At 70.6% G+C, this 25,731-nt stretch carries 24 protein-coding genes and 4 tRNA genes; 17 read left to right on the top strand and 11 right to left on the bottom strand.

The features are described from left to right. Positions 1–30: 30 nt before the first annotated feature. Positions 31–2,538, top strand: a complete 2,508-nt coding sequence (gene pepN / locus R8Z57_RS07190; protein ID WP_318353089.1) for an aminopeptidase N — start codon at positions 31–33, stop codon at positions 2,536–2,538. A gap of 65 nt (positions 2,539–2,603) precedes the next feature. Here the strand turns inward: pepN and R8Z57_RS07185 are convergent, their stop codons facing one another. From R8Z57_RS07185 to R8Z57_RS07170, 4 genes are all read right to left on the bottom strand, one after another. Then, on the bottom strand, positions 2,604–4,748 hold the full coding sequence (locus R8Z57_RS07185; RefSeq protein ID WP_318353088.1) for a 3-hydroxyacyl-CoA dehydrogenase NAD-binding domain-containing protein: 2,145 nt from the start codon (positions 4,746–4,748) through the stop codon (positions 2,604–2,606). Between the two features lie 7 nt (positions 4,749–4,755). Beyond that, positions 4,756–5,961, bottom strand: coding sequence for a thiolase family protein (locus tag R8Z57_RS07180; RefSeq protein WP_318353087.1), 1,206 nt, complete (start codon positions 5,959–5,961; stop codon positions 4,756–4,758). Positions 5,962–6,034: 73 nt separating this feature from the next. Then, positions 6,035–7,234 (bottom strand): ribonuclease D, encoded by a 1,200-nt coding sequence (locus R8Z57_RS07175; RefSeq protein ID WP_318353086.1) that lies wholly within the window; start codon positions 7,232–7,234, stop codon positions 6,035–6,037. Next, positions 7,227–7,817 carry a DUF3000 domain-containing protein gene (locus tag R8Z57_RS07170; RefSeq protein WP_318353085.1) on the bottom strand — a complete coding sequence of 197 codons (591 nt, stop codon included), beginning with the start codon at positions 7,815–7,817 and terminating at the stop codon, positions 7,227–7,229. Before R8Z57_RS07170 ends, R8Z57_RS07175 begins: the two co-directional genes overlap by 8 nt. A 25-nt stretch (positions 7,818–7,842) precedes the next feature. Between R8Z57_RS07170 and R8Z57_RS07165 the strand changes: the two genes are divergently transcribed. Continuing rightward, entirely contained in the window at positions 7,843–9,045 is a 1,203-nt protein-coding gene (locus R8Z57_RS07165; protein WP_318353084.1) for an alpha/beta hydrolase family protein, read from the top strand. A gap of 9 nt (positions 9,046–9,054) precedes the next feature. On the opposite strand, the gene R8Z57_RS07160 is transcribed toward R8Z57_RS07165, so the two are convergent. Both R8Z57_RS07160 and R8Z57_RS07155 read right to left on the bottom strand, forming a co-directional pair. After that, on the bottom strand, positions 9,055–9,495 hold the full coding sequence (locus R8Z57_RS07160) for a SufE family protein (RefSeq protein ID WP_318353083.1): 441 nt from the start codon (positions 9,493–9,495) through the stop codon (positions 9,055–9,057). A 34-nt stretch (positions 9,496–9,529) separates the two neighbouring features. Then, on the bottom strand, positions 9,530–10,435 hold the full coding sequence (locus R8Z57_RS07155) for a sulfurtransferase (RefSeq protein ID WP_318353082.1): 906 nt from the start codon (positions 10,433–10,435) through the stop codon (positions 9,530–9,532). A 205-nt stretch (positions 10,436–10,640) separates the two neighbouring features. Here R8Z57_RS07155 and zapE point away from each other — a divergent pair, with 205 nt between their 5' ends. The 3 genes from zapE (at position 10,641) to R8Z57_RS07140 (ending at position 13,751) form a co-directional block, all read left to right on the top strand. Continuing rightward, positions 10,641–11,669, top strand: a complete 1,029-nt coding sequence (gene zapE, locus R8Z57_RS07150) for a cell division protein ZapE (protein ID WP_318353081.1) — start codon at positions 10,641–10,643, stop codon at positions 11,667–11,669. Positions 11,670–11,848: 179 nt separating this feature from the next. Next, a complete protein-coding gene (locus tag R8Z57_RS07145; RefSeq protein ID WP_318353080.1) occupies positions 11,849–13,117 on the top strand; it encodes an ammonium transporter in 1,269 nt (422 codons plus the stop codon). A 109-nt stretch (positions 13,118–13,226) separates the two neighbouring features. Continuing rightward, on the top strand, positions 13,227–13,751 hold the full coding sequence (locus R8Z57_RS07140; RefSeq protein WP_378722936.1) for a type II toxin-antitoxin system PemK/MazF family toxin: 525 nt from the start codon (positions 13,227–13,229) through the stop codon (positions 13,749–13,751). A 53-nt stretch (positions 13,752–13,804) separates the two neighbouring features. On the opposite strand, the gene R8Z57_RS07135 is transcribed toward R8Z57_RS07140, so the two are convergent. Beyond that, a tRNA-Val gene (locus R8Z57_RS07135) sits at positions 13,805–13,880 on the bottom strand. A 157-nt stretch (positions 13,881–14,037) separates the two neighbouring features. On the opposite strand from R8Z57_RS07135, the gene R8Z57_RS07130 reads away from it, so the two are divergent. The 3 genes from R8Z57_RS07130 (at position 14,038) to R8Z57_RS07120 (ending at position 14,335) form a co-directional block, all read left to right on the top strand. Then, positions 14,038–14,110 (top strand) — tRNA-Gly (locus R8Z57_RS07130). Between the two features lie 53 nt (positions 14,111–14,163). Then, positions 14,164–14,234, top strand: a tRNA-Cys gene (locus tag R8Z57_RS07125). 26 nt (positions 14,235–14,260) lie between these two features. Then, a tRNA-Val gene (locus R8Z57_RS07120) sits at positions 14,261–14,335 on the top strand. Between the two features lie 63 nt (positions 14,336–14,398). Here the strand turns inward: R8Z57_RS07120 and R8Z57_RS07115 are convergent. Then, the gene (locus R8Z57_RS07115) at positions 14,399–14,866 is read right to left on the bottom strand and encodes a hypothetical protein (protein WP_318353078.1); all 468 of its coding nucleotides are present in this window, start codon (positions 14,864–14,866) and stop codon (positions 14,399–14,401) included. A gap of 75 nt (positions 14,867–14,941) precedes the next feature. Further along, the gene (locus R8Z57_RS07110; protein ID WP_318353077.1) at positions 14,942–15,154 is read right to left on the bottom strand and encodes a KTSC domain-containing protein; all 213 of its coding nucleotides are present in this window, start codon (positions 15,152–15,154) and stop codon (positions 14,942–14,944) included. 275 nt (positions 15,155–15,429) lie between these two features. Between R8Z57_RS07110 and thrS the strand changes: the two genes are divergently transcribed. Then, positions 15,430–17,424, top strand: a complete 1,995-nt coding sequence (thrS, locus tag R8Z57_RS07105; RefSeq protein ID WP_318353076.1) for a threonine--tRNA ligase — start codon at positions 15,430–15,432, stop codon at positions 17,422–17,424. A 137-nt stretch (positions 17,425–17,561) separates the two neighbouring features. Next, positions 17,562–18,068: an HIT domain-containing protein gene (locus R8Z57_RS07100; RefSeq protein ID WP_318353568.1), complete on the top strand. Its 507-nt coding sequence runs from the start codon at positions 17,562–17,564 to the stop codon at positions 18,066–18,068. 52 nt (positions 18,069–18,120) lie between these two features. On the opposite strand, the gene pdxY is transcribed toward R8Z57_RS07100, so the two are convergent. Together pdxY and R8Z57_RS07090 are read right to left on the bottom strand one after the other, a co-directional pair. Continuing rightward, positions 18,121–18,972 carry a pyridoxal kinase PdxY gene (gene pdxY / locus R8Z57_RS07095; protein ID WP_318353075.1) on the bottom strand — a complete coding sequence of 284 codons (852 nt, stop codon included), beginning with the start codon at positions 18,970–18,972 and terminating at the stop codon, positions 18,121–18,123. Positions 18,973–18,979: 7 nt separating this feature from the next. Next, positions 18,980–20,323 carry an aminotransferase class I/II-fold pyridoxal phosphate-dependent enzyme gene (locus R8Z57_RS07090; RefSeq protein WP_318353074.1) on the bottom strand — a complete coding sequence of 448 codons (1,344 nt, stop codon included), beginning with the start codon at positions 20,321–20,323 and terminating at the stop codon, positions 18,980–18,982. Between the two features lie 127 nt (positions 20,324–20,450). Between R8Z57_RS07090 and pdxS the strand changes: the two genes are divergently transcribed. The 7 genes from pdxS (at position 20,451) to ruvB (ending at position 25,680) form a co-directional block, all read left to right on the top strand. Continuing rightward, a complete protein-coding gene (pdxS, locus tag R8Z57_RS07085) occupies positions 20,451–21,338 on the top strand; it encodes a pyridoxal 5'-phosphate synthase lyase subunit PdxS (RefSeq protein WP_318353073.1) in 888 nt (295 codons plus the stop codon). Beyond that, positions 21,332–21,934, top strand: coding sequence for a pyridoxal 5'-phosphate synthase glutaminase subunit PdxT (gene pdxT / locus R8Z57_RS07080; protein WP_318353567.1), 603 nt, complete (start codon positions 21,332–21,334; stop codon positions 21,932–21,934). Before pdxS ends, pdxT begins: the two co-directional genes overlap by 7 nt. Before the next feature lie 37 nt (positions 21,935–21,971). After that, positions 21,972–22,493 (top strand): hypothetical protein, encoded by a 522-nt coding sequence (locus tag R8Z57_RS07075; RefSeq protein WP_318353072.1) that lies wholly within the window; start codon positions 21,972–21,974, stop codon positions 22,491–22,493. Positions 22,494–22,566: 73 nt separating this feature from the next. Continuing rightward, entirely contained in the window at positions 22,567–23,328 is a 762-nt protein-coding gene (locus R8Z57_RS07070) for a YebC/PmpR family DNA-binding transcriptional regulator (RefSeq protein ID WP_318353071.1), read from the top strand. 73 nt (positions 23,329–23,401) lie between these two features. Next, positions 23,402–23,977: a crossover junction endodeoxyribonuclease RuvC gene (gene ruvC, locus R8Z57_RS07065; protein ID WP_318353070.1), complete on the top strand. Its 576-nt coding sequence runs from the start codon at positions 23,402–23,404 to the stop codon at positions 23,975–23,977. Between the two features lie 58 nt (positions 23,978–24,035). After that, a complete protein-coding gene (gene ruvA, locus R8Z57_RS07060; RefSeq protein ID WP_318353069.1) occupies positions 24,036–24,662 on the top strand; it encodes a Holliday junction branch migration protein RuvA in 627 nt (208 codons plus the stop codon). Beyond that, a complete protein-coding gene (gene ruvB, locus R8Z57_RS07055) occupies positions 24,655–25,680 on the top strand; it encodes a Holliday junction branch migration DNA helicase RuvB (protein WP_318353068.1) in 1,026 nt (341 codons plus the stop codon). The genes ruvA and ruvB overlap by 8 nt, the downstream gene beginning before the upstream one ends. The last annotated feature ends 51 nt before the right edge of the window (positions 25,681–25,731 follow it).

The raw sequence follows: 25,731 nt of genomic DNA, 5'->3' as shown, positions 1-25,731 counted from the left end.
CGCCTGCGCGGGGCGTGAAAGCATGGCGGGGTGACATCCTCCAACCTCACCCGTGACGAGACGGCGGTGCGCTCCCAGCGCATCCGGCTGGACGCCGTCGAGATCGACCTCGACCTGCGCGACGCACCCGATCCGGCGGCGCCGACCTTCCCGACGACGGCGACGCTCACGTTCACCGCGACCGGGGAGGAGACCTGGCTCGACTTCCTGGGGGAGGCCGTCGACAGCGTGACCGTCAACGGCGCGTCACGCGACGTGGAGTGGGACGGCGCCCGCATCCGCATCGGCGGCCTCACGTGGCACAACGTCGTGACCATCAGGGCGCGAGGGCGGTACAGCAGCTCCGGCGAGGGTCTGCACCGCTTCCGAGACCCGGTCGACGATGCGGTCTACCTCTATACCCAGTACGAGCCCGCCGATTCCCGGCGCGTGTACCCCGTCTTCGAGCAGCCCGACATGAAGGCGCGCTGGCGGTTCACCGTGAGCGCCCCGGCGGGGTGGCACATCCTGTCGAACGGCCCCGAAGTCGCGCGCGAGGACGTCGCCGGAGGGGTGCGCGTGCGCTTCGCCGAGACGCTGCCGCTGTCGAGCTACATCACGGCGGTCGCGGCGGGTCCCTACCATCGTGTGGACGGCGAGTGGCGTGACGCCGATCGCACCGTGCCGCTGGGGGTGCTGTGCCGCGCCTCCCTCGCACGCCACCTCGACGCGGACGAGATCCTCGACATCACCCGGCGCGGGCTGGAGTTCTTCGAGCGCGCCTTCGCGTACCCGTACCCGTGGGGGAAGTACGACCAGATCTTCGTCCCCGAGTACAACCTCGGGGCGATGGAGAACCCCGGACTCGTGACCTTCACGGAGAGCTACGTCTTCCGGGGCGCGTCCACGGCCGCCCAGCACGAGGGCCGGGCGAACACGATCCTGCACGAGATGGCGCACATGTGGTTCGGCGACCTCGTGACGATGCGCTGGTGGGACGACCTGTGGCTCAAGGAGTCCTTCGCCGACTTCATGGGAGCGCACGCGGCCGTCGCCGCCGGCGGATTCCCGGACGCGTGGGTGACGTTCGCCAGCCGCCGCAAGGGCTGGGCGTACGTGCAGGACCAGCTGCCGACGACGCACCCGATCGTCGCCGACATCCCCGACCTCGAGGCGGCCAAGCTGAACTTCGACGGCATCACGTACGCGAAGGGCGCGTCGGTTCTCAAGCAGCTCGTGGCGTTCGTGGGGGAGGAGGCCTTCTTCCGCGGGGCACAGCGCTACTTCGCCGATCACGCCTTCGGCAACACGACCCTGCCCGACCTGCTGTCCGCCCTCGAGGCGGAATCGGGTCGAGATCTGACGGCGTGGAGCCGAGCCTGGTTGCAGACCAGTGGACTGTCGGAGATCGCTGTGGAACGGGATGGCGTGCATCCCCCGGTGCTCACGCAGACCGACCCGCGTCCTCATCGGCTCACCTGCGGACTCTTCGCCATCGACGACGGGCGCCTCGAGCGACAGGGAGGGCTGGATGTCGACGCCGTCGACGAGCGCACACCGCTGCCGGGGACGATCGGCGACGGCATCGAGCTCGTGCTCCCGAACGTCGACGACCGCACCTACGCGAAGGTCCGTCTGGACGCCGGATCGACGGACGCCGCTGCGACTCACCTGTCCACCGTCGCGGACCCCGTCGCGCGGGCGGTGATCTGGGCGTCGCTGTGGAACGCCACGCGCGACGGCGAGCTGGCCGTCACGCGGCTCGTCGGCATCGTCTCGCGGCATGGGGTACACGAGTCGAACATCGCGCTCCTCACCGATGCGCTCTCTCATGCGCACGTCGCCATCGGCCGGTACGCCGCCGCGGACGCCCGCGCCTCGCTCGCGACCGCATGGCTCGACACCTGCTGGAACGCGCTCTGGGATGCCGAACCGGGCTCCGACGCCCAGCTGGCGTGGGCGCGCGCCCTCGCCGCCGCGGCGGCCCGGTCCGCCGGCAGGGCCGAGCAGATCCGCGCGATCCTGGCCCGCACCGCCCCGGCGCCGGACGGCCTTCCGCTCGACCCCGAGCTGCGCTGGGCGTGGCTGATCGCGTTGGCCGCGACGGGCTACGCGACAGCGGAGGATGCCGATGCCGAACTCGCCGCCGATCCGACGGCGCAGGGCCACGTCGCGCACCGGACGGCGCTCGCGGCCCGCCCCGACGCCGCCGTGCGGGCAGCGGCCTGGCACGCCGCCTGGGAGGACGAGGGCCTGACGAACGATCACCTCGCGGCGACCATCGCGGGCGTGCGGGCCGGCGATCGACGAGACCTCATCGCCGTGCACGACGAGGACTACTTCGCCCGGATCCGTCCGGCGTGGGCCGCGCGCAGCATCGAGATCGCACGACGGCTGGTGATCGGGCTCTTTCCCGCCTCGGACTCGCTCGACGACGTCGACTCCTGGCTGGACGGCAATCCGGACGCACCGGCCGCGCTCCGTCGTCTCGTGATCGAGCAGCGCGACGGTCTCGCGCGGGAGCTGCGGGTCCGCGCCGCGCAGCCGACCGCCCTCTGACGACGGGCCGCCGCAGACGCAGGTGACCCCGGGCACCGCCCGGGGTCACCACGTGTCGACGAGCGTCAGCTCGCGATCCCGCGGATGGGCGGGTGGTGGAACGTGTCTCCGAACACCCGCTCGGAGGCACCCTCGCGGTCGAGGTAGGGCGAAGCGCCACCGTCGATGAACGGCCAGCCCGCGCCGAGGATGAGGCAGAGGTCGATGTCTTCGACCTCGGGCACGACGCCCTCGTCCAGCATGATCCTGATCTCCTGCGCGAGGCCGTCCTGCACGCGCTGCAGGATGGTCGCCAGGGACGCAGGGGACGAGCCGACGGCGGGCTTCAGCACCTTCTCGGCGGCCTTCGTCCAGCCGGTGACCCGACCGCCCTTGTCCTTCTCCACGACCTCCGGCAGCTCGGCCAGCGCGTGGAAGTTCTCGTTCGCGTAGAAACGGTCCGGGAAGGCCCGCACCATCGTGTCCTGCACGTGCGCGGCGACCTTCCAGCCGACCAGGTCGATCAGCTGGAACGGCCCCATGGGCAGACCCAGCGGAGCGAACGCCTTCTCGACGTCGGCGACGGGGGTTCCCTCGTAGACGGCGCGCGCGGCTTCGCCCATGACCTTCGCCAGGAGCCGGTTCACCACGAACCCCGGCGCGTCGGCGGTCAGCACCGCGTTCTTGCCCAGGCCCTTCGCAACGACGAACGCCGTCGACAGTGCGGCGTCGGCCGTGTGCGGCGTCTTCACGATCTCGATGAGCGGCATGACCGCGACCGGGTTGAAGAAGTGGAAGCCCACGAGTCGCTCGGGGTGGGCGAGCTTCGCGCCGATCTCCTCGACCGACAGCGACGAGGTGTTGGTGGCGAGGATGGCGTCCTCGGCGATGATCTGCTCGATCTCACCGAAAACCTGCTGCTTGACGCCGACCTCTTCGAACACGGCCTCGATCACGAAGTCGCAGTCGGCGTACCGGCTCTTGTCAGTGGTGCCCGTGACGAGCGCGCGCAGCTTGTTCGCGGTGTCGCCGTCGAGCCGGCCCTTGGCCTCGAGCTTGCCGATCTCGTCGTGGATGTACGCCACGCCCTTGTCGACGCGCGCCTGGTCGAGGTCGGTGATGAGCACCGGCACCTGCAGCTTGCGCACGAACAGCAGCGCGAACTGGCTGGCCATGAGTCCGGCGCCGATGATGCCGACCTTCGTGACCTTCTTCGCCAGGGCCTTGTCCGGCGCGCCGACCGGGCGCTTCGCCCGCTTCTGGACGAGGTCGAAGGCGTACATCGACGCGGCGAACTGGTCGCCGGCGACGAGCTCGGCCAGCGCCTCGTCCTCACGCGCGAAGCCCTCCGCCTTGGTGCCCGACTTCGCCTTCTCGAGCAGTTCGAGCGCGACGTACGGGGACTTCGGCACGGTGCCGATCTTCGACTCGAGCATGCCGCGCGCCATCTTGATGGCGACCGGCCACTTGACCGCCCGCTCGATCTTGCCCGGCTCGTTCTTGCGGTCGACCTTGATCTTCCCGCCCAGCACGCCGTCGGCCCACGCGAGCGAGTCCTCGAGGTAGTTCGCGGCGGGGAAGATCGCGTCGACGATGCCGTAGTCGAACGCCTGCTGAGGCTTCAGCATGCGGTTCTGCTTGAGGGGGTTCGAGATCACGACCTCGAGTGCGTTCTCGATGCCGATGAGGTTGGGGAGGAGGTACGCGCCGCCCCATCCCGGGATGATGCCCAGGAACACCTCGGGCAGCGCGATGGCGGCGGCCGAGGCATCCACCGTCCGGTACGTGCTGTTGAGCGCGATCTCGAGGCCGCCGCCGAGCGCGAGCCCGTTCACGAAGGCGAAGGTCGGCACGCCGAGCTCGGACAGCTGCCCGAAGACCTTGTGGCCGAGCTGCGCCACCATGCGGGCGTCGTCCTTCGAGCCGACCTTGCCGATGTCGGACAGGTCGGCGCCGGCGGCGAGGATGTACTGCTTGCCGGTGATGCCGACCGCCTGGATCTCGCCGGCGGCCGCCCGGGTCTTGAGTGCCGCGAGGGTCTGGCCGAGCTGGAACATCGTGGCGGGGCCGAGCGTGTTCGGACGCGTGTGGTCCCGGCCGTTGTCGAGCGTGACGAGGGCGAGCACCTTCCCGGAGGGGAGGCGGATGTCGCGTACCCGCGAGTGCGTGATCACCTCGCCGTCGGTCGTCGCGAGGATGGGGGAGAAGTCGATGTCGTCGTAGTTCGTCATGCCGCGCTTACTTCCGCTTCTTTCCGTCGAAGTGGGGGTTCTCCCAGATGACCGAGCCACCCTGCCCCAGGCCCACGCACATCGCCGTGAGGCCGTAGCGGACATCGGGGCGCTCCGCGAAGTGCGCGGCGAGCTGGATCATCAGGCGCACGCCCGATGCGGCGAGCGGGTGACCGAACGCGATCGCGCCGCCCCAGGGGTTGACGCGCGGGTCGTCGTCGGCGATGCCGAAGTGGTCGAGCAGCGAGATCACCTGGATCGCGAACGCCTCGTTCAGCTCGAACAGGCCGATGTCGTCGATCGTGAGTCCGGCCTTCTTGAGGGCCTTCTCGGTCGACGGGATCGGGCCGATGCCCATGATCTCGGGCTGCACCCCCGCGAAGGCGAACGACACGAGCCTCATCTTGGGCTTCAGGCCGAGCTCCTTGACGGCGCCCCCGCCGGCCAGCAGCGACATGGTCGCACCGTCGGTGAGCGGCGACGACGTGCCGGCGGTCACGCGGCCGTGGGGACGGAACGGCGTCTTGAGCGCCGCCAGGTCGTCCATCGTCGTCTGCGGCCGGCGGCCCTCGTCCTCGGTCGCCAGCGCCCACGAGCCCTCGCCGTCCTTGATCGCCACCGGCACGAGGTCGGGCTGGATCTTTCCGGCGTCGTACGCGGCCTGCACCTTGTGCTGGCTCAGCATGCCGTAGCGGTCGGAGCGCTCCTTGGTGAGGTGCGGGAACCGGTCGAAGATGCGCTCGGCCGTGACGCCCATGTTGAGCGCGCCCGGGTCCACCATCTTCTCGGCGACGAACCGCGGGTTCGGGTCGGCGTTGCCGCCGATCGGGTGGTGCCCCATGTGCTCCACCCCGCCCGCGAGCGCGACGTCGTACATGCCCATGCCGATCGAGCCCGCCATGGTGGTGACGCTCGTCATGGCGCCCGCGCACATGCGGTCGATCGCGAAGCCCGGGACGGTCTGGGGGAGCCCGGCGAGGATCGCGACGCTGCGCCCGAGGGTCAGTCCCTGGTCACCGGTCTGACTCGTCGCGGCGATCGCGACGTCGTCGATGCGGTCCTTGGGAATGCTCGCGTTGCGCTCCATGAGACCGATCGTCGCCTTGACGGCGAGGTCGTCCGCGCGGGTGTTCCAGTACATGCCCTTCTCGCCGGCGCGCCCGAAGGGGGTGCGCATTCCATCGACGAAGAAGACGTCCGAGATCTCGGCCACTCTGCCTCCAAAAGTTGGGATGACGCCAGCCTAGGGAGAGCGGTCGGACCGCCTGGAATCGGGTGGGGGAAACCTACGAAGCGGTTTCGGACGCCTCTGCGGGGGCTTGCACGGATCCCACAAAGGCATCGACGATCACCTGTGCAGTCTGCGCAATCTGCCATGGTCGTGCGCCGAGTGAGGCGAGGGCTTCGCCGACGGATGCCGCGGTCAGCGGCTGCGGGGGCGTCCAGGCGACGCGGCGCAGCAGCTCGGGGGTGAGCAGGTTCTCGGTCGGCATGCGCAGCTCGTCGGCGCGCTGCTCGACGACCGGCCGCGCCGCCTTCAAGCGCGCGTCGGCCTCGGGATTGCGGTCGCCCCACGCGCGCGGCGGCGGCAGGGTGTCGCCGCCGGTGGCGCGCTCCAGCGGCAGCTGGGTCGCCGCGCGGCCGGCCTCGATCGCCGCCCACCAGCGGTCCAGCTGGGTGCGGCTGGCCCGCCCGGTGAACTCCTTGACGGCCGCCAGCGCGCTCTTGGACTTCGGATCGGCGATCACCGCGGCGACCAGCGCCCGGTCGGGGACCAGGCGCCCCGGCGCGACGTCCTCCTGGCGCGCGTACTCCTCGCGGGCCGTCCACAGCTCGCGCGCGACGGCCAGGGCCTTCCGGCCCCGCACGGTGTGGAGGCCCGACAGCCGCCGCCAGGGCTCCTCGCGCGGTGCCTTGGGCTCGCGCTCGAGCACGGCGCGGAACTCCTCTCCGGCGAACTCGGTTTTGCCGTGCGCCACGAGTTCCTCGGCAAGCTTGTCGCGGACGTCGACGAGGTGCTCGACGTCCAGCGCGGCGTACTCGAGCCAGGACTGCGGCAGCGGACGGGTGGACCAATCCGACGCCGAGTGCGCCTTGGCGAGGGTGATGCCGAGGGTGTCCTCGACCACCGCACCCAGGCCCACGCGCTCGTGTCCCAGGAGGCGCGCCGCGAGCTCGGTGTCGAAGATCGTCGCGGGCTCGAGCCCGAGCTCCCGCAGCGACGGCAGGTCCTGGCTGGCGGCGTGCAGCACCCACTCCTCGGCCCCGATGGCCTCCTGAAGGGAGCGGAAGTCGCCGATGGGCGGCGGGTCGAACAGGAACACCCCGGCGCCGCGGCGGTAGACCTGCACCAGGTACGCGCGCTGCGAATACCGGAAGCCCGAGGCCCGCTCGACGTCGACCGCGACCGGTCCGTGCCCGTCGGCCAGCCGGCGCGCGGCGCCGGCGAGGTCGGCGACCTCGTCGATCACCGTGTACTCACCCACGTGGCGACCTGCGCGAACCGAGCATCGCGATCCCTTCCGAACCGGGCGGCAGACCCGCCAGCATGCAAACCAACTCCGCCCATGCTTCCACGTGCGGGGCGATCGCGCCTTCCGGCGACCACGACGCCCGCAGTTCGATCTGGGCTCCGTCTCCTTCGGCGGCGAGCGTTCCGAAGCCCTTGGAGAGGGTCTTGGTGGCGGTGCCCGACGCCGAGTGGAATCCGGCGTGCCGCGAGTCCAAGGCATCCGTGAGCCACGTCCACGCGACATCGGCCAGCAGCGGGTCGACACCGATCTCCGGTTCGAGCGGGGCCTGCGCGAAGCACACGATCCGCCACGGCCCGTTCCACGCCGTCGGCTCGTCGGGGTCGAACAGCAGCACGAGGCGGCCGGTTCCGTACGGAGAGGAGGCGTCGTCCGGCGACGAGCGGACGTCGCCCGCGATCGCCAGGGCGTGGGGCGCGAGTCCCTGCGGCGCCGGGATCTCGTGCACGGTGAGGTCGTCGCGGAACAGGATGGCCCGCACTCCCTCGACCGCCTGATCGAACACGCTCGATGCCGCGGGGGGACGCTGCTCTGCCACGCGGACAGACTAGAGTGATGCCTCGATGGTCGCCTCCAGGCGCGCCGCGGTGGGCGGCGCATCTCCTCTCCTCGTCGCCGGCGTGAAGGCCGCGCTCACGGTGCTGAGCGTGGCCCTGACCGGTGTCCTCGCGATCCTCGCCGCCGGGTCGGTGCGCATGGCCCGCCGGGTCGTGACCCCCGCTCGGCGCGTGCCCGACACACGGATCCTCGCACTGGACACCGCCGCGCAGACCATCACCCTGTCGCGCACCGACGACACCGCGCTGCCCGGCCGCTACGGCCTGTTCACGGCGGGCACCTCGGACTACGTCAAGCTCGGCTCGGTGCTCTCCGAGGACGCGACGAGCGTCAAGCGCAAGCTCCTCACGCACGTGTCGTCGGATGCCCGGCTCGCGCCCGATGCCGCCTTCAGCGGCTGGTACTACGACCATCCCGACCAGCTCCACCTGCCGTTCACGCCAGAGCTGATCGGATCGACGGTCGGCCCCTGCCCGGCCTGGCTCTTCCCGGCGGGCGACGGCGACACGTGGGTGATCCAGGTGCACGGCCGCGGCACCACCCGCGCCGAGTGCCTGCGGGCCGTGCCGGTCTTCCACTCGCTCGGCATCACTTCGCTCGTCGTCTCGTACCGCAACGACGGCGAGGCGCCCCGCAGCCGCACCGGCACCTACGCCCTCGGCTCCACGGAATGGCGCGACGTCGACGCGGCGGTGGGGTTCGCCCGTCGCCGCGGCGCGCGCCGGATCATCGTCATGGGCTGGTCGATGGGCGGCGCGATCGCGCTGCAGCTGTCGCTGAACTCGGCCCACCGCGACGCGATCGCGGGACTCATCCTGGAATCGCCCGTCGTGGACTGGCGCGTGGTCCTGGCCTATCAGGCGCGCGTGCAGCGCGTCCCGGCGCCGATCACGGGGCTCGCCATCGAAGCGCTGCAGGCCGAGTGGGCGACGCCGCTGACGCGCACGGGCGCCGCGATCAGGCTCGACCAGCTGGATGTGGTCGCCCGCGCGGCCGAGCTGCGGCATCCGATCCTCATCCTGCACAGCGACGACGACGGATTCGTGCCGTCGGACGCCTCGCACGACCTGTGGGCGGCGCGGCCCGACCTGGTCGAGATGCAGGTGTTCGAGGTGGCCCGGCACACCAAGCTGTGGAACTACGACCAGGAGCGCTGGACGCGGAGCATCGGCGACTGGCTCACCGCGCGCGGTCTCGCCGACGCCTGATCCGAGCCTTCAGGCGGCCGACTTCTCGCGCACCTGACGCTGCGCGCGCAGCAGCATGCCGGTCATGCCCGAGATGCGCAGCGGCGACACGACCCGCGTGAGTCCCAGCGTCTGCGGGAAATCCCCGGGCACGGCCAGTACGTCCGCCGCGCTGAGACCGGTGAGCCCCTGTGCGAGGATGCTCGCGAACCCGCGGGTCGTCGGCGCCTCGGGCGGCGCGGTGGCGTGCATCGCGACGATCCCGTCACCGCCGACATCGATGACGATGAACACCGGCGACTGGCACTCGGCGACGCGCTCGTACAGCTCGGGGTGATCCTCATACTCCGCCGGGACCGGCGGCAGCTCGTACGAGTACTCCAGCAGGAGCTGCAGCCGATCGGCTTCGGGCAGCTCCAGGAACTCGTCGCGGATCTCGGCGAGGCGCTCGGGCAGGACGGCTTCGGTCATCACCGCCATCCTCCCACGTGACCGATGCTGCGGCTCAGCGCGCGGGTGCCGCGCCCGGCTCCGCGCCGGTGACGATCGGCACGCGGACCGCGCTGCCCCATTCCGTCCACGATCCGTCGTAGTTGCGGACGTCGTCGAAGCCGAGAAGGTGCTTCAGCACGAACCAGGTGTGGCTCGACCGCTCGCCGATGCGGCAGTACGCGATGATGGCGTCGCCGTCCTGGATCCCGAGCTCGTCGCGGTAGATGGCGTCCAGCTCGGCGCGGGTCTTGAAGCCCCCGTCCGTCGCGACGGCGCGGGCCCAGGGCACGCTCTGCGCGGTGGGGATGTGACCGGCACGCAGCGCACCCTCCTCGGGGTACGCGGGCGCAGAGGTGCGCGAGCCGTCGTACTCCTCGGGGGAGCGCACGTCGATGAGGGGTCCCGCCCCGAGGTGCGCGACCACGTCGTCCTTGTACGCACGCAGCACGGTGTCGTCGCGCTCCACGACCGGATAGCGGGTCGGCACGGGGGCTGCGGCATCCGTCGTCACAGGGCGCCCCTCGGCGATCCACTTGTCACGGCCGCCGTCGAGCAGGCGGACGTCCTCGTGGCCGAACAGCGAGAACACCCACAGCGCGTAGGCCGCCCACCAGTTGTTCTTGTCGCCGTAGATGACGACGGTGTCATCGCGCGAAATGCCCTTGCGACCGAGCAGGTCGGCGAAACCCGCGCCGTCGACGTAGTCGCGGACCACGGGGTCGTTGAGCTCGGTGTGCCAGTCGACCTTCACGGCGCCGGGGATGTGGCCGGTCTCGTACAGCAGCACGTCCTCGTCGGACTCCACGACGACCAGTCCCGGTTCGCCCAGGCGCGCCTCGAGCCACTCACCGGTGACCAGGCGCCCGGGCTCTGCGTAGCCGGCGAACTTCTCGGAGGAGGTGTCGGTCTCGATGGCCATGGTGTCGCTCCTGGTCTGCGGTCGAAATGGGGTGCGCGGGATCATGCCGCGCGAGGCGGGCGCACGCGGGCGCCGGTAGAGTTGAACCGTCGCCTCCGACCTTAGATTCCCGGCCGGGTGAGCACAGCACGCGAGTAATGCTCCGTCACCGGAACCCGATGAAGACTCCGCGCCGTCCTCCCGCGCCCTCCGACAGAGGATCCGCATGACCGTCTCCGCCACTCGCACCGGCGTCGTCCACCTCGTGGAGCGGGCTCCCCAGCTCGCCGGCGCCGAGATGGTCGCGGCGCTCGTGCCGCCGCCGCAGTTCGCCGACGCGACCTTCGACACATATCGCGCCGACCCCGCGTACCCCTCGCAGCAGCAGGCCAAAGACCTGCTCATGGCGTTCTCCGGCGCCGCGGCCCCGGTCAAGGGCGGCCTCTTCCGCCGCGCCAAGCGGCCCGAGATCAAGCCCGGGGTGTATCTGGACGGCGGGTTCGGCGTCGGCAAGACCCACCTTCTGGCCGCGGTCTACCACGCGATGCCGGCACGCCGGAAGTACTTCGGCTCGTTCATCGAGTACACGGCCCTCGTCGGCGCGCTCGGCTATCAGAACACCGTCGAGCTGTTCCGCGGCGCCGATCTGCTCTGCATCGACGAGTTCGAGCTGGACGACCCGGGCGACACCATGGTCATGACACGCCTGCTCGGCGAGCTCGTGGCGTCGGGGACGCGCCTGGCCGCGACATCCAACACCCCGCCGAACGCGCTGGGCGAGGGCCGATTCGCCGCGCAGGACTTCCTCCGCGAGATCCACGCCATGGCGTCGAGCTTCCAGACGGTGCGCATCGACGGGACCGACTACCGCCATCGTGCCGTCGACGGCCACGCGCAGGTACTCGACGGGCCGCGATATCAGACGGCGATCGCGGATGCCGCGACCACCGGACTCGCGTCGGACGATGCCTTCGAAGCCCTCGTCGGCCATCTCGCGCAGGTGCACCCGTCGCGCTACATCCGCCTCATCGAGGACCTCTCCCTGGTGGGTCTGCGCGATGTTTCGCCGTTCACCGACCAGTCGGCCGCGCTGCGGTTCGTCGCGTTCATCGACCGCGTCTACGACGCCCAGCTGCCCATCCGGGCCACGGGGATCTCGCTCGATCTCGTCTTCCCGGAGGAGATGCTCGCCGGCGGGTATCGCAAGAAGTACCTCCGCGCGATCTCGCGTCTGGTGGCGTCGACGCTCGCCTGATCGGGCATCTCACGCGTGACTCGCGGCCGCCGTTCGGCACGCCGAAACACGATGTTTACGTGCGCGCCCGCCACGTAACGAAGCAGAAACACGGGCCGTCCGCCAGCGGTAACGGACCGTAGCCACACTGGGGGAACCCGACGCTACACCTGCGTCCCTGCAGAGAGGTTCTCCCTGAGATGGATCAAGGCAACACCGCATTCATCCTGATATGCGCGGCGCTCGTCCTTCTGATGACGCCTGGACTCGCGTTCTTCTACGGCGGACTCGTCAAGGCGAAGAGCGTCATCAGCATGATGATGCTCAGCTTCGGCGCGCTCGGCCTGATCGGCGTGCTGTGGGTCGTCTACGGCTACGCGATCGCGTTCCCCGGTTCTGAGGGCCTCGTCGCCCCGTGGTCGATCGACTGGAACAACATCGGCCTGTCGGCGCTCATCGAGGTGCCGGAGGGCTCGGCCTACCCGCCGCTCGCCTTCGTGGCCTTCCAGGCGACGTTCGCCATCCTCACCGTCGCTCTCGTCTCGGGCGCCATCGCCGACCGTGCGAAGTTCGGCTCGTGGATGATCTTCGCGGCCATCTGGGCCACGATCGTCTACTTCCCGGTGGCGAGCTGGGTGTTCAACTTCGGGCTCGCCGAGGACGGCAGCTTCGCCTACGGCGGCTGGATCACGTACGGCATGCAGGAGTGGTTCGGCGTCGGCGCGATCGACTTCGCCGGCGGCACCGCCGTCCACATCAACGCCGGTGCGGCCGCTCTGGCGCTCGCCCTCGTGCTCGGCAAGCGCCTGGGCTTCCAGAAGGGCGTCCACGTCCCGCACAACCCGCCGTTCGTGCTCCTGGGCGCCGGTCTCCTGTGGTTCGGCTGGTTCGGCTTCAACGCAGGCTCCGAGCTCGCCGCCGACGGCACCGCCGCACTCGCGTTCGTCAACACGATCGCCGCTCCGGCCGCCGCGCTGCTGGCGTGGCTCGTCGTCGAGAAGATCAAGGACGGCAAGCCCACGTCGGTCGGCGCCGCCTCGGGTGCCGTCGCCGGTCTCGTCGCGATCACGCCGGCCTGCGCGTCGCTGACGCCGATCTGGGCCATCGTCCTCGGCCTCGTCGCCGGTGCGGTCTGCGCCCTGGCGATCGAACTGAAGTTCAAGTGGGGCTTCGACGACTCGCTCGACGTCGTGGGCATCCACCTCGTCGGCGGCCTCATCGGCACGCTCTACCTGGGCTTCTTCGCCACGAACACGGGCCTCATCTACAGCGGCAACCTCACGCAGCTGATGGTGCAGGCGATCGCCGCCATCGCGGTGCTGGTCTACTCGTTCGTGCTGGCCTACGGCATCGGGTTCGTCATCGAGAAGACGCTCGGCTTCCGTGTGAAGAACGAGGACGAGGTGGCGGGCATCGACACCGTCGTCCACGGCGAGGAGGGCTACGTGCTCGAGGGCGCCCGCGCCTGAGCCGGCTCTCCGTCCGAAGGGGCGTCGCGGTTCCCCCCACCGCGGCGCCCCTTCGCCGTGCGCGGGCGGCTGCCGCGCTCGCGGGGTCCGCCGCCCCGCCGCTCGTAAGATGTCGAGCGTGACACGGCACAGCGGTCTGCGCGGCGTCCTGGACGCCATCCTCCGGCCCCGCTCCCGCGCGACGGCCACGGCGGCCGTCCCACGGGCTGCCGCTCGCGGCGGCACGGCCACCGTCGAGGTGCCGCCGCCCGGTGCTGATGCGCTGCGCATCACCTACGCGCCGGATCGAGACGGCGACCCCGACGCCGGTGAGATCGTATGGACCTGGGTGCCGTACGACGAGAACGACGGCCGTGGCAAGGACCGGCCGGTGCTCGTCATCGCGCGGCAGAGCACCGACCGGGTGTACGCCGTCCGCCTCACGAGCAAGGCGCACGACCGGGACCGCGACTACCTCGCGATCGGGCCGGGGGAGTGGGACCCCCAGGGCCGGCCCTCCTGGATCGACATCGAGCAGCTCTACAGCGTCCACACAGACGGCATGCGGCGCGAGGCATCCGCCCTCGATCTGGATCGATTCGCTCGCGTCGCGGACGCCCTGCATCGTCGCTACGGCTGGAAGGCGGGCGCCTGACGCGACGCACTCTGCGCAGAAGGCCCGGTCACTCGCGTGACCGGGCCTTCTCGTGGTGGGCGATACCAGACTCGAACTGATGACCTCTTCCGTGTGAAGGAAGCGCGCTACCAACTGCGCCAATCGCCCGTGCCCCGCAGGGGGACGAGAAACGATCCTACCGGATGCGCGGGCGTGCCTCGAACCACTTGGGCGAGACACGCGCGGGGCGCGTCCGGTTTTGCATGATCGCGAGGATCGGCTAGAGTCTTTCAAGTGCCCGGGATGCGAATCCCGGAAACGAAATGCGGATGTAGCGCAGTTGGTAGCGCATCACCTTGCCAAGGTGAGGGTCGCGAGTTCGAGTCTCGTCATCCGCTCGAGTGCAGGGATTCCTCTGGGGAGTCACGGCACGTGGGGTCAAACCACACGCGGTGGCGTGGCCGAGCGGCTAGGCACCGGCCTGCAAAGCCGTTTACACGGGTTCGAATCCCGTCGCCACCTCACCGACAACTGAACAGCCTCTTTAGGCGCGATTGGCGCAGCGGTAGCGCGCTTCCCTGACACGGAAGAGGTCACTGGTTCGATCCCAGTATCGCGCACCACCTGAAACCCCCGGGCACACCGGGGGTTTCGTCGTTCCAGACCCCGTCCGGCCGGCCGGGCCGTCACATCGCGTCGCGCGGCTTGGTCAGGCCTCGCACGGTCACGAGCGCGATCAGCACGATGCCGAGGGCCAGCGCGACCAGGCCGAACAGCTGAGACGCGGCGTGCAGCGGCCAATCCAGCCGGTTGAGGACGCTCACCACGCCGAACATGACCGGGACGAGCAGGATGATCCCCAGCGCCGGGCCGCCGGTCCATGAGCGGGGCATCGGCCAGGTCGCCCACAGCAGCATCCCCGCGCCGACGAGCACGAGTGCACCGGTCCACGGGAGCGCGTCGTCGATGTCCATGTGGTGGCCGAAGCCGCGACGGCTGCGGAAGGTGAGGACGGGCCCCACCACCACGAGAAGCAGACCGATGATGTAGACCGTCGTACGACGCGCATCCGGGCGCGGGCCCGGCTCGACGCGCTCGGCCTCCCGACCGATCCGCGACGAGCGGTTCCGAGAGCCTCGGCGGCGACGCGACATGGATCTCCTTCTGCGGTCAGGACGCGCGCGACACGGCGACGTCACCGCTCGAGGGTAACCGCCGGGGCACGCGGGTCACTTCACATGGCGCGCGGGATAGACCTCCCGGATGCGCTCGCGGAAGAACCGGCCGGCGCTCTCCGCCTGCAGGAGTCCCTCGTGGACGGAGCGCGGTACCGCGAAGTACTCGTAGATCTCGCCCGACGTGAACTCCAGCTCGAGCACCGCGGTGCTCGCGTCGTAGCCGGCGCTCGCGATCGCGGCCGACTCCAGCTGCTTCCGCTTCATCGGCCCGACGCTACGCCTCCCGCGGTCCGCCCGGGGCGATGCGCGCCGTGATCGCGGAGGTTCAGCACCGCGGAGACCCGCGCCACGATGGCGTCCCCGCGAGGTAGCCGGCGGGGCGGGCGCCCCGGATACACTCGGGGGATGGAACTCGTCCGGTCGACCGCCGCTGCGGCAGTGCAGACCGGCACGCGAACGCTCGGCGCCTGAGCGGGCGGGGCGCGAGGCGCGCCCGAAGCTGAGTAGCCTTGATCCGAGCCATTCCCAGGAGAGTTTCCGTGACTGACGCTGTGTCCTACCCCGCCGACGGCTTCGCCCTCTACCCCGATCGCTCCGTGGTCGCGCTCCGCGTGAACGGCGAGCTGAAAGACCTCGCGACGGTGGTGAACGAGACGGATGCCGTCGAGCCGGTCACCATCGGCAGCCCCGACGGGCTGAACATCCTGCGCCACTCCGCGGCGCACGTGCTCGCGCAGGCCGTGCAGCGCATCAATCCGCAGGCGAACCTCGGCATCGGCCCGCCGATCACCGACGGCTTCTACTACGACTTCGGCGTGGAGCAGCCCTTCACGCCTGAAGACATCAAGGCCATCGACAAGGAGATGCAGCGCATCGTCCGCGAGGGTCAGCGGTTCGTCCGCCGAGTCGTCACCGACGAGGAGGCGCGCGCCGAGCTCGTCGACGAGCCGTTCAAGCTCGAGCTCATCGGTCTCAAGGGCGGGGGAGCCGAGAAGACCGAAGGCGCGTCGGTGGAGGTCGGTGCCGGCGAGCTCACGATCTACGACAACGTCGACCGCGACGGCCAGACGGTCTGGAAGGATCTCTGCCGCGGCCCGCACCTGCCGAACACCCGCATGATCGGCAATGGCTGGGCCCTGCAGCGCATCGCCGGCGCGTACTGGCGCGGCAGCGAGAAGAACCCGCAGCTCCAGCGCATCTACGGCACCGCGTGGCCGAGCAAGGACGAGCTGCGGGCGTACCAGACCCGCCTCGAAGAGGCGGCCAAGCGGGACCACCGCAAGCTGGGCAAGGATCTCGACCTCTTCTCGTTCCCCGACGAGATCGGCTCCGGCCTGTCGGTGTGGCATCCCCGCGGGGGTGTCGTGCGCGGTGAGATGGAGCAGCACGCGCGTCGCCGCCATATCGAGGGCGGCTACACCTACGTGTACACGCCGCACATCTCGAAGGAAGACCTCTTCCTCACCTCGAACCACCTCGTCACCTACAAGGAGGGCATGTTCCCGCCCATCGTGATGGACGAGGAGCGCGACGAGCACGGCGGGATCGTCAAGCACGGCCAGGACTACTACCTGAAGCCGATGAACTGCCCGATGCACATCCTCATCTACAAGGAGCGCGCGCGCAGCTACCGCGACCTGCCGATGCGCCTCGCCGAGAACGGCACGGTGTACCGCAATGAGCTGTCGGGCGCCCTGCACGGTCTCACCCGCGTGCGCGGCTTCACGCAGGACGACTCGCACCTGTTCGTCACGCCCGAGCAGCTGGAGGAGGAGGCGACCCGGGTCCTCCAGTTCGTCATCTCGATGCTGCGCGACTTCGGCCTGGACGACTTCGAGCTCGAGCTGTCGATGCGTGACGACGAGAAGGACAAGTGGATCGGCTCGGACGAGTTCTGGGACTACTCCACCAACGCCCTGCGCAACGTCGCGGTCGCGAGCGGCCTGAAGCTCACCGAGGTGCCCGGCGAGGCGGCGTTCTACGGCCCGAAGATCGACCTCAAGACCCGCGATGCGATCGGTCGCACGTGGCAGCTGTCGACCGTGCAGGTCGACCCCAACCTGCCCGAGCGCTTCGAGCTCGAGTACACGGACCGCGACGGCCAGAAGAAGCGGCCGATCATGATCCACCGCGCGCTGTTCGGCTCGATCGAGCGCTTCTTCGCGATCCTGCTCGAGCACTACGCGGGCGCCTTCCCGGTGTGGCTGTCTCCGGTGCAGGTCGTCGGCATCCCCGTCGCCGAGGACTTCGCGGACTACCTGGGCGAGGTCATCGATCAGCTGCGAGCCGAGGGCGTCCGCGCCGAGCTCGACCACTCCGACGACCGGATGCAGAAGAAGATCCGCACACACACGACCCAGAAGGTGCCGCTGCAGCTCATCGCGGGCGCGCAGGACCAGTCCGCCGGCACGGTGTCGTTCCGTTTCCGCGACGGCACGCAGGAGAACGGGGTCCCGGTCGCGGATGCGATCCGACGCGTCCGCGCGTCGATCGCCTCCCACGCGCTGGTCGACTCGGCCGAGGACTTCGCGTGAGCGACGACCCGCTGGCGGGGACTCGCGAACGGGAAGTCCCGGTTCCTGAGCCTGTCGAAGGGCGCGCCAGCGACGACGCGGCCGGGCCCGGCGTTCCCCACGGGGGCGCCGACCCGGCGCTCGTCGATGCGGCGACCCTGCCCGGAGTTCCGGACGAGTTCCAGCGCCTGTGGACGCCCCACCGCATGGCGTACATCCAGGCCGGCCCCGAAGTGCTGCGGCACGACTGCCCGTTCTGCGAGGCGCCGCGCAAATCTGACGAGGACGGCCTCATCGTCGTCCGCGGCGTCACGGCCTACGCGCTGCTCAATCTGTTCCCGTACAACTCCGGCCACCTGCTGGTGTGCCCGTACCGGCACATCGCGACCTACGACCAGGCCACCGAGGAGGAGGTCGCCGAGATCGGCGCGCTGACGCAGCAGGGCATGCGCGTGCTGCGCCAGGTCTCCCGGTGCGACGGCTTCAACATCGGCATGAACCAGGGCCACGTGGCAGGTGCGGGCGTCGACGAGCACCTGCACCAGCACATCGTGCCGCGCTGGGCCTCCGACGCGAACTTCTTCCCGATCATCGCGAAGACGAAGGCGCTCCCGCAGCTGCTGGGCGACGTGCGCCGCGCCGTCGCCGACGCCTGGAGCGCCTGACGGAGGGATGACGGATGCCGCGGGCCGCGGCATCCGTCATCCACCGCGCTGGTCAGCGCACCTGCTGGACCTCGAACTGCAGGCGCGGGTGGGCGTAAGCGTCCTGCGACTCGACGAGCTGGAGTTCGCGCTCGTCCGAGGCGTGCGTGCGCTCGAGCAGGTCGTACACGCTCGAGGTGGTGCGGGCCAGGGCGTCGGCGGCGTCACCCGTGCGGCGGTAGTGCGCCGTGAAGAGCGCCGCCGTGACGTCACCCGAGCCGTTGGCCTTCATGGGGATGTGCGGAGTCTGCACGATCCAGGCACCGTCGTCGGTGACCGCGAGCATCTCGATCGTCCCCTCGGGGCGATCCGGTCGCTCGACGCTCGTGACGAGCACGGTGCGCGGACCCATGTCGCGGGCGAGGTCGGCCGAGGCGAGCGTCGACTCGAGGTCGGCGGGCTCGGTGCCGGTGAGGAACCCGAGCTCGAACTGATTGGGCGTGATGATGTCGGCAGCCGGCACGACGCGCTCGCGCAGCAGCACCGGGATCGCCGGAGCGACGAAGCACCCCGACTTGGCGTTGCCCATCACCGGATCGCAGGCGTAGACGGCGGAGGGATTGGCGGCCTTGACACGCGCGACCGCGTCGAGGATCACATCAGCGATGCCCTCGCCGCCCTGGTAGCCCGACAGCACGACGTCGATTTGCGGGAACACCCCGCGCTCTTCGATCCCGGTGATGACGTCGCGCACGTCGTCGGGACTGATGAGCGGACCGCGCCACGCGCCGTAGCCGGTGTGGTTCGAGAAGTTCACCGTGTAGACCGGCATCACCTCGACGCCGATGCGCTGGAGCGGGAAGACGGCGGCGGAGTTGCCGACGTGACCGTAGGCGACCGCGGACTGGATCGAGAGGATCTTCACCGCTCGATCATGCCACTTCCGGCTCGGCGAGCCGCCCACCCGCGGCACGCACCGACGCCGCGACGTCGCTGGCCAGGCGAGCCGCGTCGTGGGCGTCCAGGTCGTGCACAGTCAGCCGCAGGCGGTGCGAGGCGTCCTGCACGCCGAGCGCGAACTCGTCGCCGGGGCGCGCGAGCCAGCCGCGGCGCATGAGCTGCTCGCACACGCCACGCGCGGGAACCGGCAGCTCGATCCACAGGTTGAGGCCGTCGCCCGCCGCCGCCGGCATCCCGTGGTCTGCGAGCATCCCGACGAAGGCGGCGTTGCGTGCGGCGTAGTGGGCACCCGCACGCTCGATCGCCGCCATGGTCGCGGCATCCGTCACCAGAGCCAGCGTGAGGCGCTGCAGCAGGTGACTGACCCACGTCGTGCCGGGGGTCAGGCGCATCGCGAGCCGCTCGGCCGTCTCGGGATCGGATGCCGTCACCGCCAGGCACATGTCGGGTCCGAGGAACTTCGAGACCGACCTCACCAGCGCCCAGCGGCGCTGATCGGGGGTGATCAGCGAGTGGAACGGACGCCGTGACAGCAGCGAGAAGTGATCGTCCTCGACGACGAGCACGAACGGGTGATCCCGCAGGACGGCGCGCAGCTCACGCGCCCGGTGCTCCGACAGGCTGGCTCCGGTCGGGTTCTGCGCACGCGGGGTGTGCACCACCGCACGGACGCCCTGCGCGAGCGCGGCCTCGAGTCCCGCCACCGTCATGCCCTCGTCGTCGACCGGGACAGGGACCGGCCGGTATCCGCCGATGCGCACCGTGTGGATGCTGGTGAGGAAGCACGGGTCCTCGAGGGCCACCGCGTCGTCGCGGGTGAGCGCCTGCGCCAGCAGCCGCTCGACGGCGTCGGCGGCGCCGCTCGTGATCGTGAGCCGCATCTCGTTCTCGCGGGGGAGGCCGGCGCGCATCCACTCCGTCGCCCATCGCTCGAGGCCCGGGTCGATGACGGGCTCGCCGTACAGCACCGGGCGGCCCGCCATGCCGGTGAGGACCCCCGTGAGATCGGGGATCCGGTCGGGGTCGGGATTGCCGGTGCCGACGTCGCGCAGCACGCTGCCGGCGGCGAAGCCCTCCTGGGCGACGGGGGAGAGGTCGGCGACGCGCGTGCCGCTGCGGCCGCGCGTGACGATGATGCCCGCCTGCGTCAGCTGACGGTAGGCAGCGACCACGGTGTTGCGGTTCACCCCGAGCTCTTCGGCGAGCGAGCGCACCGGAGGCAGCAGCTCGCCGGGGCTCAGGTCACCGCGCTCAATGAGGGCGCGCAGGCTGTCGGCGATCTCCGACGCGGACCGGCCGCCGATGTCGAGGGTCATGGACCCGCCTTCCCGTGTGACGTCGCCCCGCCGAGTCTAGGGCCCACACCATGCTATCTTTTGGCCTAGGCCAATAGCTGCATTGTCCTCATTCGTCGCGCACCGCGCTTCACCGAAGGGAAAGCTCGTGACCACTGCCACGGGAACCGACCGCGTCAAGCGGGGCCTCGCCGAGATGCTCAAGGGCGGCGTCATCATGGATGTCGTCACCGTCGAGCAGGCCAAGACCGCCGAGGACGCCGGCGCCGTCGCCGTCATGGCGCTGGAGCGCGTGCCCGCCGACATCCGCGCGCAGGGCGGTGTCTCTCGCATGAGCGACCCCGACATGATCGACGGCATCATCGACGCCGTCTCGATCCCGGTGATGGCGAAGGCGCGCATCGGCCACTTCGTCGAGGCGCAGGTGCTGCAGGAGCTCGGCGTGGACTACATCGACGAGTCCGAGGTGCTCTCGCCCGCCGACTACGTGAACCACATCGACAAGTGGAACTTCACCGTGCCGTTCGTCTGCGGTGCGACGAACCTCGGCGAGGCGCTGCGTCGCATCAACGAGGGCGCGGCGATGATCCGCTCCAAGGGCGAGGCGGGCACCGGCGACGTCTCGGAGGCCACCAAGCACATCCGCAAGATCACGAGCGAGATCAACGTGCTGCGGTCCATGACCAAGGACGAGCTCTACGTCGCCGCGAAGGAGCTGCAGGCGCCCTACGATCTCGTGGCCGAGATCGCCGAGACGGGCAAGCTCCCCGTGGTGCTGTTCGTCGCGGGTGGCGTCGCCACTCCGGCGGACGCCGCGATGATGATGCAGATGGGCGCCGACGGCGTCTTCGTGGGCTCGGGCATCTTCAAGTCGGGCAACCCCGCGCAGCGCGCAGCCGCCATCGTGAAGGCGACGACGTTCTACGACGACGCCAAGGTGATCGCCGACGTGTCGCGCGGGCTCGGTGAGGCCATGGTCGGCATCAACGTCTCGGACCTCCCCGCTCCGCACCGGCTCGCCGAGCGCGGCTGGTGACGACGACACCCCGCGTCGGCGTCCTGGCCCTGCAGGGCGACGTCCGTGAGCACGTGCGCGTGCTCACGGACCTCGGCGCCGAGGCGGTCACCGTGCGGCGCCCGGAGGAGCTCTCCGCCGTCGACGGGCTGGTGCTGCCCGGCGGCGAGTCCAGCGTGATCGACAAGCTCGCGCGGGCCTTCGGCATGCGGGATCCGATCCGTGACGCGATCGCCGGCGGGCTGCCGGTCTACGGCACCTGCGCGGGGCTGATCCTGCTCGCCGACCGGATCGTCGACGGCATCCGCGATCAGCAGACGTTCGGCGGGCTCGACGTCACGGTGCGCCGCAACGCGTTCGGCAGTCAGGTGGACTCGTTCGAGGTCGACCTCGACGTGCCGGCCCTGGCCGGCGCCCCCGTCCACGCGGTCTTCATCCGCGCACCGCTGGTCGAGCAGGCCGGTGACGGCGTCGAGCAGCTCGCGACGCTCGACGACGGCCGCGTCGTGGCGGTGCGCCAGGGAGCCCTCCTCGGCACCTCGTTCCACCCGGAGGTCACCGGCGAGCACCGCTTCCACGCCCTGTTCCTCGACATGGTGCGCCAACGGGCTCGCTGACGGCGTGCCGCGGACGCGCCGGGGTACATTCGGTTCCATGACGATCAACGACTGGTGGCGCGAGCACCCCGAGGAGCGCTACTGGATGATCGCCCCGTCGCGCGGCATCGTCGGCGACGCGCTGTCGGCGCCGAAGGCCGCCGACGAGCGCCGGTTCGAGTGGTCGCACGAGCTCGTGGGGTTCACGGAGCCCGGAGACACCCTGTTCGTCTGGGATCGCACGCTCCCCTCGCCGGGCATCGCCGCCTGGGGACGGGTGCTCGGCCCGCTGAGCGAGGAGACGCGCGACCGCCGCGGCGACGATCTTCCGCACTGGCGGATGCCGATCAGCGACACGCTGCGCCTCGCCTCGCCGATCACGCTTCCGAACCTGCGCCGCGTCGGCGGCGAGATCGTGGCGGTGCGCGATCGCGTGGAGCAGTCCACCGACGGGCCGGTGTACTTCCCGTTCATCGGCTCCGCCGAGACGCTCGGCCCCGCTCCCGCCTATCTCACGAAGGTGCCGCGCGACCTGGTGGCGCTGCTGTCGTCGCGCTTCGGCTTCGAGTTCGCACTGTAGTGCGGGGATAAACTAGTCCGTCGGGCGAGGCGTTCACGCGCCCGCACCCGAAGAGCGTGAATTCAGGAGGACCATGTCCGGGCATTCCAAGTGGGCAACGACCAAGCACAAGAAGGCCGTCATCGACGCGCGCCGTGCGAAGTCGTGGGCCAAGCTCATCAAGAACATCGAAGTGGCCGCGAAGCTCGGCGGCCCCGACCTGCAGGGCAACCCGACACTTTTCGACGCCGTGCTCAAGGCGAAGAAGACGTCGGTCCCGAAGGACAACATCGACCGCGCGATCAAGCGCGGCGCCGGCATCGGCGGCGAGTCCGTCGAGTACGCGTCGATCATGTACGAGGGCTACGGCCCGAACGGCGTGGCGCTGATGATCGAGTGCCTCACCGACAACAAGAACCGCGCGGCCGCCGAGGTGCGCACGGCGCTCACCCGCAACGGCGGCACCCTCGCCGACCCGGGGAGCGTCGCCTACAACTTCACGCGCAAGGGCGTCATCGTCGTGGGCGGCGAGGGCACCAGCGAGGACGACGTCATGCTCGCGGTGCTCGAGGCGGGCGCCGAAGAGGTCGAGCCGCACGCCCAGGGCTTCGAGGTGATCACCGAGGCGACCGATCTCGTGACCGTCCGCTCCGCACTGCAGGACGCCGGCATCGAGTACGAGTCGGCCGATGTCGAGTTCGTCCCGAACCTCAAGGTCGAGGTCGACGCCGACACCGCGCGCAAGGTGTTCCGCCTCATCGACGCGCTCGAAGACAGCGACGACGTCCAGAACGTCTACAGCAACTTCGACCTCACCGCCGAGGTGCAGGCCGAGCTCGAGAGCGACGAGGACTGATTCCGACGGATGCCCCGGCCACGGCGCAGCGCGCCTGGCCGGGGCATCCGTCGTCCTCGCCTAACGTGGGGGAGTGGCATCCGCGAACCCCCGCCGTCTGCGCGTGCTCGGCATCGACCCGGGCCTGACGCGCTGCGGCGTCGGCGTCGTCGACGTGGCGCCCGACCGCTCGGCGGGGCTCGTGCACGTGGGCGTCGTGCGCTCGGACCCCGGTGCTCCGATCGAGGAGCGACTGGCCGTGATCGCCGCGGGACTGCGCGACGTGCTCGATGCGCACCGGCCCGACGTGGTCGCCGTCGAGCGCGTCTTCGCCCAGCACAACCGCCAGACGGTCATGGGCACCGCGCAGGCCAGCGGCATCGCGCTGCTGGTCGCCGGCGAGCGGGGCCTCGCCGCCGCCACGCACACGCCGTCCGAGGTGAAGGCCGCGATCACGGGGTACGGCAACGCCGACAAGCGTCAGGTGCAGACGATGGTGGCCCGGGTGCTGCGGCTCGACGAGCTGCCGAAGCCCGCCGACGCCGCCGATGCGCTCGCTCTCGCCCTCTGCCACGCGTGGCGCGGCGCGCCGGCGACGGCCGCGGCGTCCGGTCCGCTCACGCCGGCGCAGCGGGCGTGGGCCGACGCGGAGCGCCTCGCGCGGCGGTGACCGCCACGGCTCGCGTGTCGCTCGAACAAACGTCCGAACCGGGCCGTAGGCTCGATCCATGATCTCCTCAGTCCGCGGCACCGCCGTGCACGTCGAGGCCGACGCGGTCGTGGTCGAGGTGGGAGGCGTGGGACTCCACGTCGCCGTGACTCCGCAGGTCGCACACGGCACGCACGTCGGCGAGCCGGTGCTGCTGCACACCACCCTCATCGTCCGCGAGGACGCCCTGTCGCTGTTCGGCTTCGAGTCACGCGAAGAGCTCACCGTGTTCGGTCAGCTGCTCGGCGTCACTGGAGTCGGCCCCAAGTCTGCGCTGGGCGTGCTCGCAACGCTCACCGTGCCGCAGATCGCCGACGCGGTGGCCGCCGACGACGACGCACCGTTCCGTCGGGTGTCGGGGATCGGCCCCAAGACGGCGAAGCTCATCGTGGTGCAGCTGGCCGGCAAGATCGCGGTCACCCGCCCCTCGGGCGCCGGAGGGACGGATGCCGCCCCCGCCGCGGCGATCCCGGCACAGGTCGTGCAGGCGCTGGTGGGACTCGGCTGGTCGGAGCGGGTGGCCGCCGAGGCGGTCGACACCGTCGCCGCCGACGCCGGCGAGTCCGATCGCGCGTCGGTGCCCGCCCTGCTGCGGCTGACGCTCGCCGCCCTCGGCCCCGCGCGCAAGGAGCCCGTCGGTGGGTGACGTGCGGGAGGCGGGCGAGCCCGTCGACGAGACCGAGCTCGCGATCGAGGGCGCACTCCGCCCGACCTCGCTCGCCGAGTTCGTCGGCCAGCAGAAGGTGCGCGGCCAGATGCAGCTGCTGCTCGACGCGGCGCGCATCCAGCAGCGTCCGGCCGACCACATCCTGCTGTCGGGTCCGCCCGGACTCGGCAAGACGACCCTCGCGATGATCGTCGCGCACGAGAGCGGCCGCCCGCTGCGGCTCTCGAGCGGCCCGGCCATCCAGCACGCGGGCGACCTCGCGGCGCTCCTGTCGAGCCTCACCCCCGGCGAGGTGCTCTTCATCGACGAGATCCACCGCATGGCGCGCTCCGCCGAAGAGATGCTGTATCTCGCGATGGAGGACTTCCGCATCGACATCATGGTCGGGAAGGGTGCGGGTGCGACGAGCATCCCGCTCGACCTTGCGCCGTTCACCCTCGTGGGCGCGACCACGCGGTCGGGGCTGCTGCCCAACCCGCTGCGTGACCGCTTCGGCTTCACGGCCCACCTCGAGTTCTACGAGCCGGAGGAGCTCGAGCGCGTGATCGAGCGCTCGGCCGCCATGCTCGGCGTGTCGCTGCCGCCGGCCGCGCGTGCCGAGATCGCGCGACGCTCCCGGGGCACGCCGCGCATCGCCAACCGCCTGCTGCGCCGCGTGCGCGACTACCTCGTCGTGCACGGGCGCGCGGGCGCCGACATCGAGGCCGTGGATGCCGCCCTCGACCTGTACGACGTCGATCGGATCGGCCTCGACCGCCTCGACCGCGCGGTGCTCGACGCACTCGTGCGCCGCTTCCGCGGCGGGCCGGTCGGGCTCGGCACACTGGCCGTCGCGGTCGGTGAGGAGGCTGACACGATCGAGTCCGTCGTCGAGCCCTACCTCGTGCGCATCGGGTTCATGGGGCGCACGCCGCGCGGCCGCATCGCGATGCCCGAGGCCTACGCCCACCTGGGCGTGCCGGCCGCCGAATCGGTGCTGGGATTCGATGTCCTATAATCCTTGGAGGCTTTCGCCCACTCCCTCCTGCAAGGCAACGCCGCCCCTCGG

It is taken from the genome of Microbacterium sp. M3 (assembly GCF_033548675.1).
GTDB classification, from domain to species: Bacteria; Actinomycetota; Actinomycetes; order Actinomycetales; family Microbacteriaceae; genus Microbacterium; species Microbacterium arthrosphaerae.
This window is presented reverse-complemented; position numbering and strand designations above follow the sequence as displayed.

Excerpts from the sequence above, each read along its gene's own strand:
- R8Z57_RS07185 (WP_318353088.1), bottom strand. The coding sequence starts at position 4,748 with ATGACGAACTACGACGACATCGACTTCTCCCCCATCCTCGCGACGACC.
- R8Z57_RS07115 (WP_318353078.1), bottom strand. The coding sequence starts at position 14,866 with ATGTCGCGTCGCCGCCGAGGCTCTCGGAACCGCTCGTCGCGGATCGGT.
- R8Z57_RS07070 (WP_318353071.1), top strand. The coding sequence starts at position 22,567 with ATGTCCGGGCATTCCAAGTGGGCAACGACCAAGCACAAGAAGGCCGTC.
- R8Z57_RS07140 (WP_378722936.1), top strand. The coding sequence starts at position 13,227 with ATGTCGAGCGTGACACGGCACAGCGGTCTGCGCGGCGTCCTGGACGCC.
- R8Z57_RS07155 (WP_318353082.1), bottom strand. The coding sequence starts at position 10,435 with ATGGCCATCGAGACCGACACCTCCTCCGAGAAGTTCGCCGGCTACGCA.
- R8Z57_RS07090 (WP_318353074.1), bottom strand. The coding sequence starts at position 20,323 with ATGACCCTCGACATCGGCGGCCGGTCCGCGTCGGAGATCGCCGACAGC.
- ruvA (WP_318353069.1), top strand. The coding sequence starts at position 24,036 with ATGATCTCCTCAGTCCGCGGCACCGCCGTGCACGTCGAGGCCGACGCG.
- R8Z57_RS07160 (WP_318353083.1), bottom strand. The coding sequence starts at position 9,495 with ATGACCGAAGCCGTCCTGCCCGAGCGCCTCGCCGAGATCCGCGACGAG.
- R8Z57_RS07075 (WP_318353072.1), top strand. The coding sequence starts at position 21,972 with ATGACGATCAACGACTGGTGGCGCGAGCACCCCGAGGAGCGCTACTGG.
- zapE (WP_318353081.1), top strand. The coding sequence starts at position 10,641 with ATGACCGTCTCCGCCACTCGCACCGGCGTCGTCCACCTCGTGGAGCGG.
- R8Z57_RS07165 (WP_318353084.1), top strand. The coding sequence starts at position 7,843 with ATGGTCGCCTCCAGGCGCGCCGCGGTGGGCGGCGCATCTCCTCTCCTC.
- R8Z57_RS07145 (WP_318353080.1), top strand. The coding sequence starts at position 11,849 with ATGGATCAAGGCAACACCGCATTCATCCTGATATGCGCGGCGCTCGTC.
- R8Z57_RS07110 (WP_318353077.1), bottom strand. The coding sequence starts at position 15,154 with ATGAAGCGGAAGCAGCTGGAGTCGGCCGCGATCGCGAGCGCCGGCTAC.